The following is a 15,162-nucleotide window of genomic DNA, read 5'->3' on the forward strand; positions in this document are numbered from 1 at the left end:
AGCCTGAAACGATGTATTTTCGTTAATCCATAAGATAATCAATTTGTACAGTGCGTAAGTCCTAATCTAGTTCAATCATTTATATAGTACCTTTGTTAAATTTTAGTACAAAATTACTATATAAATAGTTCGATTTTTGCTAAGTAATATTATCTTCTATTATCTTGCTCAAAAAAACAATTTGAATCGTGCTAGTTGATTTTGAAGCGTTTCTGTTAGGATTTTATTTAGTTCTACGGTGTCTTGGAATTGCAAAATTTGCTGTGTCGGTAAGTCGAAAGGAAATTGTCCTTCAAAGTCTGGACGTTGCATTTGCGCTAGTAAAATTTGCTCAGACCTCTTACTTTGGATGGCATAGCCAATTTCAATACAGACATTCGGACTAGGAATTAGTTGAGAAGTTTCTTTACCATCAATACTAGCAATGGGCGTGGTGTCAGCGATAAATAACAAACTTTTACGGATTTTTCGCATCATCGCGCGGTTAATCCTTACAGTAGCATCAGTGGGGCGAGAGGATTCGACTAATGTTAGGGGAAGGCGCGATCGCTTGTTTAAAATTTCCAAACTTTTTCGCAGTTCTTCTCTGAGAACATTCGTCGCTGCGGCATACTCTCTTTGATAAGATAAAAAAATCGTTGGTTCTAACTGAGCCAACAGCGCCTGTTTGATAAAATAAATTTCATGACTAATTAAGTCAATGTTGGCGACGCAATAGCCACCACTACCTTCAATATAAAATTCAATATTTTCTCCTTCCAGATAGCGTCCAAACCAAGTTGATTTCTTAACTTCGTCGCTTTCTTCTAAAAAGTCTGCTCGCAATGCTGATCTCAACAGGCTTTTTTTGCTTAACCGAATGTCTGGCGGACGTTTTTCCAGTTCTGGAATCGGCTCGTAATCTTCTAAATACCACGCTCTGAGCGCAATAATTGACATAAGGCGCTATTTAAACTATTTTTCACTATTTTACTTCGTATAATCTTACACCAAGAGGAGTCTTTATCTCAGACTTATCTTTAAACACAACAACACCCAAACCTCTACTCGCTGAACTATCTCCTCTCATTGTTTATCATAGCCAGGGATGTACTAACTTTCATCGCTTGTGTAAACAAGTTATAAAAACTAATTACAGCGCCCCCTAATATTCCATCTTTGAGGAAATAGCAGTTTTCGCGTTGGGTGTTGCTGTGTTTTTACGAGACAGATTTAAGTTAAACAGCGTCTTTTACCTCTTACTACATTCCAAATGCAGCTGTTATATCTGCCAGGGAAGCTTTATTAGCTTCAATTATTAAATTATCACTTCTGGATGGAAGGGATTTTTTTTGCAACTAAACTTTACTTTGGTCATTTGTCATTGGTCATTTGTCATTGGTCATTTGTGATTTGTCATTTTTCTCAGTCGAGTTTAAAATCTTCGTCTGAAATGTCTAAAATGTTTGAATGCGTGAATTGTTATTTAGTGATTTATTTTGGCTGGAGGTTTGAGGGGAATTTCAATCCAGAACTCTGTACCTTTGCCAGGTTCTGAAACGCACTCCATTATTCCACCATGTTTTTCGACGATAATTTGATAGCTGATTGCCAATCCTAGTCCTGTACCCTTACCCACAGGTTTGGTAGTGTAAAACGGATCAAAAATCCGCTTTTTCACCTCTTCACTCATCCCAGACCCATTGTCGCTAATACGAATTAATAGACGAGACTCGTCTGCTGAGAGTCTAGTGGAAATGTGGATAGTAGGCATTGAGTACTTGTTCTGAGCGTTCGCATAGCGTCTCGAAGAGTTGCCGAAGTATTGGGGATTCTCTTTGTCCTTCTTACCGTCAATGATCGTTTCTAGCGCATCTATGGCATTGGTAAAGATATTCATGAATACCTGATTCATTTGACCGGCATAACATTCTACCAATGGTATGTTGCCATAATCTTTGATTACCTGAATACGTGAGAATTCACTATTTCCTTTCAGTCGATGTTGCAAAATTAACAAGGTGTTGTCAATGCCTTCATGCAGGTCAACACACTTGTTTTCAGCCTCATCCAAGCGAGAAAAACTGCGTAACGACAGCACTATTGAGCGGATGCGATCGCTTCCTACTTGCATTGAGGTGATGATTTTTGGGAGGTCTTCTACCAAAAAGTCAAAATCGATCGCTTTGATAGCTGCCTTAATTTCACTATGGGGGTGGGGATAGTATAACTGGTAGAGACGTAAAATTTCTAGGATTTGTACCGTGTAATCACTGGCATGGCAGAGGTTACCGTAGATAAAGTTAACAGGGTTGTTGATTTCGTGGGCGACACCGGCGACCAACTGTCCTAAGCCGGACATTTTTTCGGTGTGAATTAATCTTGTCTGTGTTTCTTGGAGTTGATGTAGGGTATTCTCTAACTGGGCAGCTTGATTTCTAGCTTCAGTTTCGGCATTACAGGTTTGTTCGTAAAGTTGCGCTTGTTGAATAGCGATCGCAGCCTGATCTCCTAGCTGTTGCAATAAATCAATTTCTGCATCCTGCCAATCTCTAGGAGCCTCACACTCATGGACTATTAGTAACCCCCATACTTCCAGACCTATATTAATCGGAACTATTAAGGTTGCTTGGATTTGCAGACTCTGCAAAAACTCTCGATGACAATCATGCAAAAAAGCTGTCAAAACGTTGTTAATTACCCGTACTCTGCCCTGACTATATAGATGGCTATACTCATCAGGAAAGCAATCGCCTGGTGCATTGATTCCCAAAACCGACTGCCAATTGCCATTAATCTCTTCGACAATCACCGATTTCCTCTTCAGTTCAAAAATCACCACCCGGTCTGAGTTTAGCAGGCTACGGACTTCTCGAACGATGGATTGCAGAGTTGTCTGCAAGTCTAATGTGCGGCGAATATGCTCTGTGATTTGCTTGAGTACCTTGGTAAACAGTAATGATTTTTCGAGTTCATAAGTTTGTTCTTGCACCCGCAGTTCTAGGTTTGCATTCAGGGCTTGTACCTGTTTAAACATTTGCTGCTGCTGAATTGCCATTGAGAAATGATCGTACAAGGCTTGCGCTAATAAGATGTCTTCCGCTTTCCACTCAGCTGATTGCCCCTTTTTTTGCTCTCGCCAAAGCTCAAAGGAAAACTGGGGTAATATTTGCCGCCGATTTTGTTCACATCGTCCCGCCCACAAGATTTCTGTTTCAAATTCACAGCGAAAAATGCTTAATACACCGATAAATTTTTCCCGGTAATGTAGGGGAATCACCATAAGTCCGCGAATTTGAGTAGAACGGAATGCTAAAGCCAAAATTCGCAAATGTAGTTCTTTATACAGGTCAGTTGTTGCCCAAATATTACCTTGTTTAGACTCAGCCATCCAGTTTTGCCAGATGGGATGCTGTTCGATAATACTGTTATCTAACTCGTAGGGGAGTGTCGGTTGGTCGCCATAGGTGTATAGTTCCTGACTTTGTTCAATGTAAAGCCTGCCACCTATTCCATTGAAGGCAGTAATAACTTCTTCTAGGGCTTTCTGCAATTGGACTCTCGGTAGTTTATGTAATAGTGTGGTTACTCGGTTAATAGTAGCTTCTCGCTCTTGCTTGGTGCGGGCTGCGGTGAGGAGATTACTTTGACCGATAGCGATCGCAACTTGGTCAGCTACTTGCTGCAATACTTTTAGTTCTCGCTTCAAAATCTTTCGCGGTTCACTTTGGTGAGATACCAACAATCCCCACAATTTAGGCTTTGCCGATTGTTCTTGTGGATCGCAATCTAAAATTGGTATTACCAACGAAGACTCCACGCCCATTGCCTTTAAGTATTGAATATGGCACGGGTCTACCTGCCGATAGTCGATATTAGTTTCTAAAAGTTTGCCAGTTTCTTTTGACTGTAGAGGCGATAGCCCGATCTTTCCATTTGCCACATCCACAATCGAACGTTGCTGTGCTAAGAGAAACATCTCCCTAGCTTTTTCTGGAATATCATCAGCTGGGAAGCGCTGCCCCAATAAGGATGGCAAACGCTGCTCATGGATAGATTCAGCAATGACTTCACCACTCCCATCGGTATCAAAACGATACACCTTTACCCGATCTGCACCCAAAAATAAACGCACCTGGCTAACGGTAGTCGTTAATATCTCTTGGAGGTCGAGCGATCGCCTGATCTGGTTTATCATCTGGTGCAGTAAACTTTCTTGGTCTAAGTTTTGCTGCAACCCTTTTGGTTTATCGGTAAATGTCATTGCCTACATACACCATTACTGAAGTATAATTTTTTTTTATAATTGTCACCGATCAGAATTTTCAACTTAACAATGCCTTGATTTTCATCCCATTCCCAGAAATTACTGCTACAAATGCGTTTGCTAGTGGCGTACATCTGTTGCAAATATTTGTGAAAATGGATTAGAGGATATTTGAAAAAGATCAGATATTTTACTTAATCTCTCTAACCCTTCTTAAGTAGATTTAGGCGGATATCAAAAATATGACTGTATTAGTAAATACTTTCAAAACATCCTTTTAAGTCTAAAATTAAGAAAATTTTAACCACCAACACTTATTAATTTTATATTCTCAATCATTAAACTATTTCAGTAATTTTACTTAATTTGTTAGCGCAAAAACTGCGTGAAATTAAAATTTTTTTACCCTTTTTGCTGATTAATTTAACTAATTAAAATTTTTTCAAATAAATAAACCTTATCTAAGTTGAGAACCGTAGTTTTCACCCTCTCCCTAAATCCCTCTCCCAAATCTGGGAGAGGGACTTTGAAATTCTGGCTCCCCGAATCCCAAATCTGGGAGAGGGACTTTGAAATTCTGGCTGCTCTTGGACTATATATGGGGGATAGGTTGGGGGATGAGGGCAAATCCTTTTCATCGTAGAAGAACTATAGGTTTCAAGATAGACGTGGTTTAACTAAATTATTGGCAACTTTTTTAAAGGTTTTTGGCGGGGGAATTTTACTATTCCCCGTCGAATTGGTAATTATATATTAAATGTAACTATTTTGATTAGATTATTCGGAAATTACCGTTAAAGATAGTAAATTACGGATTTCTTCACGCACACTCATGAGGGTTTTACCGAGATGGTTTTGACCTGCTCTATTAGCACCACAGCCCCAAAAAGAATCGGTTGGGGAGTTTTCAACCAAAATCTCATCGCCAGTCTTCAGGAGAACTTCTCTAATATCACTATGAGTGATAAACTTTTTGAGTACAGCTTCTCGCATAATTTCAGTTTTGACCAAATCCCAGTCTTGACGGAGTTGGCGAGTGCTACATCTTCCCAACGCGGCAGCTTCTTCTGGGGTTGCGGCAGCATGGATCAGGCGTATAATTGCCGCATCTGTGCTGCCAACAAATTTTTGCGATTGATAATAATGCTCAACCGTTGGCCAGTAAGTACCCTGGATATGGATTCCGTGGGGAGAAAAGTTAGAAAAACAGCCATAAGGCTGCCAAACCTTATAAAAGTAAATGGTCATTTTAAAATTGCTCTTTTATATATTCAATTTCAGGGTAGCTGAAAGATCGCAGTCGCAACCCAAAACCGAGCTTATCAAACAGATTTTCTTTCGTTTGAGATCACTGGGGATCTTCCCAACGACTTATAAAGATTATCAAATTTTTACGGAGCGATCGCTCAATTCTGTAACTTCATCGGAATCGAGGGTGAGGTTTGATCTTATATTTAATTACGCCTACCTACTTAATAGACCTCTTGCAAAAGTCGCTAACACCCCACCCCCAAACCCTCCCCGATATTTTGGGGAGGTGAGCGTAAGATTTACTCATATCATGTCCGCTTGATTGCTTATTAAACCCGAAGAACCCCAAAGAGCCATTCAATTAAAAATCGAAGGTTGTGCGAATCACACCCACATACTGCGGATCATTTCTGCTGTCATTTTCTGGGTTGAGAATCACCCAAAAACCAGGAGTAACTGAGATATTATCGTTCAGGCGGTAGCGATAGAAGGCTTCGATATGGTAAGCGTTGTCTCGCTCTTGACGAACATCACTGTTAGAGACACGCGGCGGTATACCAAAGAGAATTCCTGGTAAGTTACCCTCACCCCCCACATCAGGAAACGACATACCAATCGCCCCAAACCAGACATTGGCATTGTCCCCACTGTTCACAAATAGAGAATCTGTTCCACCCCTACCATTAGAAATATCACTCAAACCAGAACTCTTGGCATTTGCCCAAATATATCCCCCCCAAGCGTGGATTTGGAAATTCGGGGAGAACCGATAAAATCCCTGTGCGCCGACAATATCGTTGGAAGTCGCAATGTTATTACCAAAGGGAGCGTTTGACAGGGCGCTACCCGTTCCAGCTGCGATATCGACTACTCCAGCAGGGCTATAGCCATGAGAGTAGGCAAGACCGATCGCTCCTTGTTCACCATAATAGGCTAAGTGAGCCAGGGCGTTGTAGCCACCATCAAACAAGCCGTTGTTAGCCGATGGCACATTGGGACTGCTTGCTAAATAGCCCAAGGTAAGAACCAATTCTTTGGTAATGTTCCAGTTAGCGGCACCGCCACCGCCACCTCGCCGGAATAAGGGACTATATGACCCAAATAGTGAGGGAACCCCATTGCCGTCGTCTGCGATCGTTGGGGGAGTGACGGTGGTTGAAATATCGGTGTAACCAATGCCTGTAGGCCCAACAACGAAGTTAAGAGAATCACTGACTGGGAAGTAGTAACGGATGTGGGGAACAAGAAGTGTACCGTTGCTGTCATAATCGAAGTTCAGGCGGGTCATGCCTGTACCTGTGGCGGCGGCAATTTGGCTTGTACCATTAGAATTCGCAAAGTTGCCAAACTCCAGCCGGACTCGCAACAAATCTTTCCCTGTGAAGCTACTCTCTAAGTTGAGACGACCCCGGTTTGCAAAGTAGGGGCGGGATTCATCGCGATCGCCACCCACTCTATTACCAAAGGTATCACTAACGGCGGTAATAATTTGAGCAGTCAGCTTGGTAGTAGTAGAAAACTGCTGTGCCTCCAGCGTTGCTGTGTGTGCCTCCACCGTATCCACCCGCCCACGCAGAGTTGCCAATTCTGGCGCAAACTCTGTTTGCAAATTTTGCAGCACTACCAAATCTTCTTTTTTGACTAAATCACTAGTACCCGCAGCAATTAATTGATTCACCCGGTCTAAACAGGCATTTAAACCAGCAGCAAATTCATAACGACTCAAGGCACGATCGCCGCGATAGGTTGCGTCAGGATAACCTGCAATACAGCCATAACGTTCGACCAGTGATTGCAATGCCTGGAATGCCCAATCGTTCGGTTTGATATCAGAAAGTTGGGAAACAGAATTAACTTGTCCCTGCAAATTTCTATTAGCATCTGCTGCATTAGAATCATCTTTCGGAGGTAATGCCCAAACTGCTGGAATTGCCAAAAATAAAATAAAAAAGCTATGAAAAATCACTTTTAGCATTGGCTTATTACTTGATAATGGTTTAATTCTGACTTGGTAAATAAAAAGACAAGTAGGTAGGCATAATTAAATATAAGATCAAACCTCACCCTCAATCCCTCTCCGATATTTTGGAGAGGGAAGCCGGAGACAGGGTGAGGTTTTATATTTAATTTCACCCACTTACTTAGCACTAAAATAAAAGCTTTTACCTTCTAAGCTAATCAGTATTAAATTTACAGATTACAAGCTGAAAATTTAGCTTATTTTAAAAAATTTTATCAACAAATGATTGATTATTAATACCTAATTAAACAATACTTAAAACAGCCCACACTTAATTTTTATAATAATCCTAAATCATTCAAAAAAATCTCTCTTTATTATCTCTGCGTTCTCTGCGCCTCTGCGGTTCGTTGACGCGTAGCTACTTGCCGCAAAGGACACAGAGATACGAATTACATATCTTCTAACTCAATACCTTTGGTTTCTTTAATAAAAAAGAGAATGAAAAAGAATGAGGTAGCTGCCGCAATTGTATAGAGTCCATAGGCAGAACCTAGACCGAAATTTTTCAGTATGGGAGGAAACGTTGTGGAAATGACGAAATTCGCAACCCATTGCATAGCAGCAGCAACTGAAAGTGCAGCCGCTCGAATTTTGTTATTAAACATTTCTCCCAACAGTACCCAAACCACTGGTCCCCAGGAGAAACCAAAGCAAAATACATAGAGGTTGGCCGCAATGAGAGCCAGAGTCCCGGCGCTTCCGGTGAGATTGGGGTTCCCAGCAGCATCGATGGGAGCATTGCCAAAAAGATAAGCCATCGTCCCCAAGGTGAAGGTCATGCCAATCGACCCTAGTATAAGCAAGGGCTTGCGACCAAATTTATCGACAAAGGCGATCGCAATCAGTGTTGTAATAATATTTACGGCTCCTGTAATCACCGTGATTGTTAGGGAATCTTTTTCAGAAAACCCAACTGCACGCCACAAAACGCTGCTGTAGTAAAAAATTACATTAATACCAACAAATTGCTGTAATACAGATAAGCCGATTCCTATCCAAACAATGGGGAGGAGTCCGCCACTTCTGCTTAAAAGGTCAGAAAATTTAGGCTGGCGTTCTTGAAGCACTGTCTGCCGAATTTCTTCAATTTTTGGTAGTACATCACCCCCCAAAATCTTGGTCAGAACGTTAGCAGCTTCTGGTTCCCGTCCTTTGGCAACTAAGTAACGAGGAGATTCAGGAATCGTTAAAGCCACCATCCCGTAGAATACTGCTGGCGGGACTGCTGTCCAAAACATCCAGCGCCAAGCTGCAACCCCAAACAAAAACGGCGAGTCTGCCGAACCTGCTGACACAGCGATAAAGTAGTCGCTCAATAAAGCGACGAAAATTCCTACTACGATCGCTAATTGTTGCAGAGATCCTAACCTTCCCCGCAATTCGGTAGGAGAACATTCGGCAATGTAAGCTGGGGCGATGACGCTAGCAACGCCGATTCCAATCCCACCCAATAGTCGCCAAAAGATAAAATCCCAGATGGTGAAGGCAAGCCCAGAGCCAATGGCACTGATAGTAAACAACACTGAAGCAACCACCATTGCCTTAACTCGACCATAACGGTCTGCAATCTGTCCAGCAAAGAAGGCTCCTACGGCAGATCCCAGTAACGCTAGGGACACTGCCAGCCCTGTTACCAAACTACTGGTGTTAAAAGCTTTTGCTAGAGATAAAACCGCGCCGTTGATTACAGCAGTGTCAAAACCGAAGAGAAAGCCGCCGAGGGCAGCAGCACCAGCAATCAAAATCACATAAAATGTGTTGGATTTACGACGAGTAGTAGTGGAGGTCATAGTTTATATATTGGGAGTGGGGAGTTTTTGTTGGGGGCAGGGGAGTATCAAAGACTTTTTCATGAGTATTAAGGGACTTCCAAGAAATAAATTATTTAAATAAACTAACCACTCCAGACACAGAGAAGCCAGCGCGTTGCGGGGGTTCCCCCCGTTGTAGCGACTGGCGCAACACAGAGAGAGGAGAAATAGAGAGAGTTTTTGCGTCAGTTTTGGAACATTTTTTTATTTGGAAGTCCCTAAAGACTCATTCACGAGTATTAAAGACTCATATCACGAGTATCAATGCCCAATGCCCTAAAGACGTTAATTCTTTACCGTCTAGAACGTCTGCGGAGTCGATCAATTACAACTGCCAAAATAATTACTAGTCCTTTGACGACTAGTTGCCAGAAGTAAGATAGGTTCAACAGAGTTAAACCGTTGTTAAGAATAGCAATGATTAATGCACCTAGAAGTGTGCCGCCAATGGTACCAATACCGCCTGTAAAGCTGGTTCCACCTAGAATAACAGCTGCGATCGCATCTAGTTCGTAACCTTGACCTAAGATGCCACTAGCACTATAAAGACGGCTGGCACTCATGATTCCTGCTAAACCTGCTAGTAATCCACTAATACCATAGACGAATAGTAAGACATGATTAACTTTAATTCCTGTTAATCTGGCTGCCCGCTCGTTACCACCAACGGCATATATCTGCACTCCTAAAACAGTTTGCCGCAGCACAAACCAACTAGCCATTATAGCCAGTAGGGCAATTATCACTAGCCAAGGAAAGGGGCCAAGATAAGTATTACCCACCCAAGCAAAATTTATGTCTGGGTTAATTAGCGTTGTCCCCTTGGCAACTAAAAAGGCAACACCCCGCAAGGCTGTAAGTGAACCCAATGTGACAATAAAAGGTGGTACATCCAAAAATGTGATGATAGCGCCGTTGACTAAGCCTAAAAGCAATCCTGCTAACAATGCAGCAGGTACAGCCGCCCAACTTAAAGCCGGCAGTAGCGATACCACTAAGGCAACTACGGCAGAAACACCCAATATTGAACCAACTGAAAGGTCAATACCTCCGGTGAGAATCACAAAGGTCATTCCTGTCGCCAGCACAATATTGATTGATGACTGACGCAAGATATTAACGATGTTACCGACTGTGAGGAAGTTGGGAGAAAGGAATGCAAATAAGATGCAGATAATTACTAGGATTGGCAGAATACCCGCAACTTCTAGTAGACTGCTAATTGATTTTCGGTTGCGGGATGCGGGATTGTTGGCTAATTTATTCGCAGGCGGTCTGACTGTTTGACTCATGATTCTAATACCTCCGATGCTCCAGTTGCATAGTGCATAATTTTTTCTTGGGTAATTTCTTTACCAAGACTGTCGTCGAGTTCGCCTACCAGCTGGCCTTCTCGCATCACTAAGACGCGATCGCTAATGTACCAACTACAGTCTGCGCTGTAAAATTAGCTCCAAGGCTTTCTAGTACTTGCTCTGCAACTAGAACCATAGCTTTGCGGTCTAAAAGCTGACCTCGCCGCAACTCGCTACCCATAAATATATTTTCGGTAACGGTTAACTTAGGGGCAACATTTAGTTCTTGATAAATGAGATTAATACCCGCTTTGCGTGCTGTCGCCGGATCGGTAATTTTCAGGGGTTGACCATTGATGCGAATTTCTCCTTCATCTGCAATGTAAGCCCCAGCCAGGATTTTCATCAATGTGCTTTTACCTGCTCCGTTTTCACCCATGAGGGCGTGAACTTCTCCCGGATAAATCGTCAGATTAACATTTTGGAGTGCAGATACACCATGAAATCGTTTGGTAATCCCTTGCATTTCTAACACCGGAGTGGTGGTTGGTGGATCAGAAAATGAATTTTCAATAGTTGTTGTCATGAGCAGAACGTTTAAAAAGAATTTAAAAACGCAATTGTGAGTTATCAAGCAATCAACTCACAGATGATGTGGAATTAAAATCATCACAAAATCATCTTCTAAAAAGCAACCATTATCTTGGAAACTTCTAAAGTGTGTCTTCCAATATTTATAACTTTTCGCAGATGCACATATATACATCATGGGTATCTGCAAAAAGTCTGTCAATGCATCAAAAGACTCAACTCCGATTAGAAATAATCCACCTTCTAAGTTTACAATTTGTATTATTTACCAGCCTTTTTCTGTGCTGACATTATTTTTTGTGATTAACTTAACTGGAATTAGAATGGTGGGTGACTCAGGTTTTTTACCATTTAAGATGTCGTTCCCAACCTGAACTGCTTTTCGGGCCATTCCTCGGGGATTTTGAGTAGCAGTTGCAGCATATAAACTATTTTTAGAAGCGATCGCAGTGATTGCTTCTGGCGCACCATCAACCCCTACAATAAAGAATTCTTTACGTTGTGCTTGCTTTGCTGCTAGTTCTGCGCCAAGTCCACTCGGATCGTTAATGGCAAAAACAGCATCAATCTTTGGAAAGGTTGTAAGCAAATCACTCATTACTCTGAGTCCTCCATCCCTACTACCATCTGCATTCTGGTTTTTGGAAAGAATTTTGATATCAGAATATTTCGATAATACATTTTCGCAGCCACTAACTCGCTGAATCACCGAGTCTACTGGCGGGCCGTTAACTATTACTACATTACCTTTACCTTTGAGGCGATCGGCAATATATCTGCAACTAACTTCTCCAGCTTGGACATTATTAGTAGTGATGGTGGCATCCACACCTCCCTCAGCACCTGTGTCTACAGCAATAACAATTCTCCCTGCAAGTTTTGCTCGTTCAACTATTGGTTTAATTCCCCTTTTGTCAGCAGCATTCAAAACAATGATGTCAGCATTTGCAGCAGTAAAATTTTCAATTTGATTGGCTTGTTGGTTGAGGTCATAGGCGCTAGAAGCTACAATAACGGTGACATCTTTTCCGCCAATTCTTTTCGCTTCTGCCTCAACTGCTTGTCCCATAACGACGAAGAAAGGGTTACTTAAATCGCCAACGGTGAAGCCAACCGCTCGTAATTTTTTATTCCCAGTGGCAGTTTGAGTTTCTGCACTAGTATTGATTGCAGTGTTAGTACCAGTAGGATTAATAGCAGTGTTGTCATTTTGAGCGCTATTTGTGCAACCAACAACAACGAAACCTAATATGCCAGCTATGAGCGATATTGTCTTCATAACGGATTTAAATTTGCAACAGGTCAGTACAATATAAACTTGCGAATTCATTACAATATTAGCTAGGTCTAAAAACTTCAGACATAACCTAGCACTGCTGCTATTTTTGGCAGTTTAAACTACTCTCAAATGTCTTATAATAATGTAATGTTATTTGAGTTAATGCTATTCATTCCCCGTAATTAGATGTTTTGTTTTTTAAAGCAAAACTAGGAACGCTACACTACGTCAAAAAATTACATATTTTTGTGAAACTACATTTGGGAGTGCATGGGTTAAAAACAGATTTTAACTACAATTAGTAGAATCTGATATTATCAAAGTTGGAAAATTGTATTTCCTTTAACATTATTTTAGTTTAACCTGCATTATTACAAATACGATCCCCGTTTATCGAACTTTACAAAATAAAGAAACCTCTTTGATCTTTATGTAGATAAATGTTTTACCACTAGAGCATTTGCGGAAATTAAGTAATTTTCAGCTAAAGGGTAATTTTAAAAAAAATTAATATGTTTAGCTCAAGGTTAATTAACAAAACTTAATATTATCATAAAAAAAGATTTGCTTTTAAATCTATCTTATAGGAGTAGAAAAATATCGTCGATTACCATAGATAAAAATCATTTTTTCTTGTTTTCAGAGTCAACTAAAATATGCCTATACTACGTCGCCAGAGATAGTTTTGTTATATGTCGATCAGAATAATTCTTTGGATATAGGGAGAAGAAATACCAAGAAATTCATTTTCACCCCATTGCCGCCGTTGTTAAGATATGAAAAAATAGATGCCAAGTATTTACACGGCTATTTTATTCTATTTTTACGGCAGTTTTTAGGAATCTTTTTGAGAAAAATAAGAATTTAAACTTTCGCTAAGTTGAGAACCGTAGTTTTTGCTCTCACCATAAATCTTTTTCCCATATATGGGAGAGGGACTTTGAAATTCTGACTCCCCGAATCCCATATATGGCGGATAGGTTGGGGGATTAGGAGCCAGTGACTATAAACATCAGAACATTTGCACAGATATTTTATAATTTGATAAGTAAGTCGGCCTAAATAATCATCACTAGTTTGTAGTTGCGCTTTAGCGCAAGACAGCGCAACTACAAGCCAAATACAAATATTTTACTTTTCGTTACATAGTTTGGTTTTTTATCGCCTACCTATTTAAGTCAGGACTTACGCAAAAACTCTCTCAAACTCTTATTCCTCTGTGTTCTCTGCGTCCTCTGCGGTTCGTTTTTTGGTAATTTTGCGTAAGTCCTATAAGTAAGTGCATCAAATTAAATATAAAACCTCACCCTGCCTCCTTTTTCCCTCTCCAAAGCATCAGAGAGAGATTGAGGGTGAGGTTTTATCTTATATTTAATTACGTCTAGCTACTTAATAAGTTTCTTTTCGTATTTGGATATATATGTATGATTGACTTTTTCAAGTATTCTGAACGAGCAGAATGAATTGACAAAGTAGATAAAATGTGAATTTTAGTTAAGAAAAAATACTTATGCGATCGCTAATTCTTAAAGATTTTGATGCCTTCTCAGTAATAATAACTTTTTACACAGCTATGCTACGTGTGCAGAGTTGTTAATTGGTCAATTGTATAGCATGAGAATACTTGACAATATTAGCCAACTCTTGTAGCTGACTTATGGCTTCTGCACCCTCCAACTTGATTAATTCGCGATCGTCCCATAACTCCATCCAAGTAATCCCATAATCAGACACTAAAAACCGAATCAGGTGCTTTTCTGCAAGGCTAACCATAAATGAAGCACTCTGCATTTGATCGCCGCATGTATAACAAGACGCAGTATAGCCACGCCCGTCAAGTATAATTGTCAAGGCTTGCAGGTTCATTACCAAGTCTTGAATAAATTCCTGATGTTGTTGCGCTAATCTTAGAAACACTAGTTTTCTCCTAATACACCAGTTATGGGGTTGCTTTTAAAATTTATTTAGATTTATATATGATGTAATTTGGGTACTAAAAGTTCGTGTTTTCGTAAAGACGCGTGATTAATCTTAACCTTGCGGTTGTATTAAACAGGACTTACGCAAAAACTCTCTCAAACTCTTATTCCTCTGTGTTATCTGCGTCCTCTGCGTCCTCTGCGGTTCGTTTTTTGGTCATTTTGCGTAAGTCCTATTAAATACCCAAAGCTGTTCTAATATTTTGAACAATAACCTGAGGTGGTTGTGCAATATCCATAGATATGGTATTTAATGGTTCTTCAAGAGTAGAAAACTGGCTGTTAAGGAGGTTTTCGCCCATGTAATGATTGCTACGCTCTTGCAACCGCATTTGAATCAACTCATAAGACCCTTTAAGATAAACTAGCTTGATGTGTTCGCTATCTAATACTAAAAATTGCCGATAACTGTCTTTTAAAGCCGAACACGCCAGCACCACATTTTTATTTTTTTGCAGCCAATGTTTTATAGCTGTTTGCAAATCTTGTAACCAAGGCATCCTGTCAGCTTCACTCAGAGGGATACCGCGCCGCATTTTGTCAACATTCTCTGGCGAGTGAAAAGTATCAGCATCACTAAACTCGCATTGTAACGAGTCTGCTAGCAGTTTTCCTATGGTGGTTTTGCCAGAACCGGAGACACCCATTAGGATAATAATCATAAACAGCTATTTCCCAAAGATTTCA

General features: G+C 40.7%; 10 protein-coding genes. All 10 read right to left on the reverse strand.

From position 1 onward, the window contains the following. Nucleotides 1-168 precede the first annotated feature (168 nt). The 10 genes from V7K73_RS22745 to V7K73_RS22790 all read right to left on the reverse strand — a co-directional run bounded on the left by V7K73_RS22745 (nucleotide 169) and on the right by V7K73_RS22790 (nucleotide 15,137). A complete protein-coding gene (locus tag V7K73_RS22745; protein ID WP_334883268.1) occupies nucleotides 169-939 on the reverse strand; it encodes a hypothetical protein in 771 nt (256 codons plus the stop codon). 526 nt (nucleotides 940-1,465) lie between these two features. Further along, nucleotides 1,466-4,243 (reverse strand): GAF domain-containing protein, encoded by a 2,778-nt coding sequence (locus V7K73_RS22750; protein ID WP_334883269.1) that lies wholly within the window; start codon nucleotides 4,241-4,243, stop codon nucleotides 1,466-1,468. Nucleotides 4,244-5,023: 780 nt separating this feature from the next. After that, on the reverse strand, nucleotides 5,024-5,494 hold the full coding sequence (locus tag V7K73_RS22755; RefSeq protein ID WP_334883271.1) for an NADAR family protein: 471 nt from the start codon (nucleotides 5,492-5,494) through the stop codon (nucleotides 5,024-5,026). Between the two features lie 364 nt (nucleotides 5,495-5,858). Further along, nucleotides 5,859-7,472: an iron uptake porin gene (locus V7K73_RS22760; RefSeq protein WP_334883273.1), complete on the reverse strand. Its 1,614-nt coding sequence runs from the start codon at nucleotides 7,470-7,472 to the stop codon at nucleotides 5,859-5,861. A gap of 437 nt (nucleotides 7,473-7,909) precedes the next feature. Continuing rightward, nucleotides 7,910-9,310, reverse strand: coding sequence for a sugar porter family MFS transporter (locus V7K73_RS22765; RefSeq protein WP_334883275.1), 1,401 nt, complete (start codon nucleotides 9,308-9,310; stop codon nucleotides 7,910-7,912). A 314-nt stretch (nucleotides 9,311-9,624) separates the two neighbouring features. Continuing rightward, on the reverse strand, nucleotides 9,625-10,623 hold the full coding sequence (locus V7K73_RS22770; protein WP_334883278.1) for an ABC transporter permease subunit: 999 nt from the start codon (nucleotides 10,621-10,623) through the stop codon (nucleotides 9,625-9,627). Nucleotides 10,624-10,732: 109 nt separating this feature from the next. Further along, the gene (locus V7K73_RS22775) at nucleotides 10,733-11,212 is read right to left on the reverse strand and encodes an ATP-binding cassette domain-containing protein (RefSeq protein WP_334883280.1); all 480 of its coding nucleotides are present in this window, start codon (nucleotides 11,210-11,212) and stop codon (nucleotides 10,733-10,735) included. 270 nt (nucleotides 11,213-11,482) lie between these two features. Next, nucleotides 11,483-12,496 carry an ABC transporter substrate-binding protein gene (locus V7K73_RS22780; RefSeq protein ID WP_334883282.1) on the reverse strand — a complete coding sequence of 338 codons (1,014 nt, stop codon included), beginning with the start codon at nucleotides 12,494-12,496 and terminating at the stop codon, nucleotides 11,483-11,485. A gap of 1,593 nt (nucleotides 12,497-14,089) precedes the next feature. After that, complete coding sequence (locus V7K73_RS22785) at nucleotides 14,090-14,413, reverse strand: DUF1815 family protein (RefSeq protein ID WP_334883284.1); 324 nt, start codon at nucleotides 14,411-14,413, stop codon at nucleotides 14,090-14,092. Nucleotides 14,414-14,651: 238 nt separating this feature from the next. Continuing rightward, nucleotides 14,652-15,137 carry a gluconokinase gene (locus tag V7K73_RS22790; protein ID WP_334883286.1) on the reverse strand — a complete coding sequence of 162 codons (486 nt, stop codon included), beginning with the start codon at nucleotides 15,135-15,137 and terminating at the stop codon, nucleotides 14,652-14,654. Between the last annotated feature and the right edge of the window lie 25 nt (nucleotides 15,138-15,162).

Origin of the sequence: Nostoc sp. (genome assembly GCF_036916975.1) — a bacterium.
Classification (GTDB): Bacteria; Cyanobacteriota; Cyanobacteriia; order Cyanobacteriales; family Nostocaceae; genus Nostoc.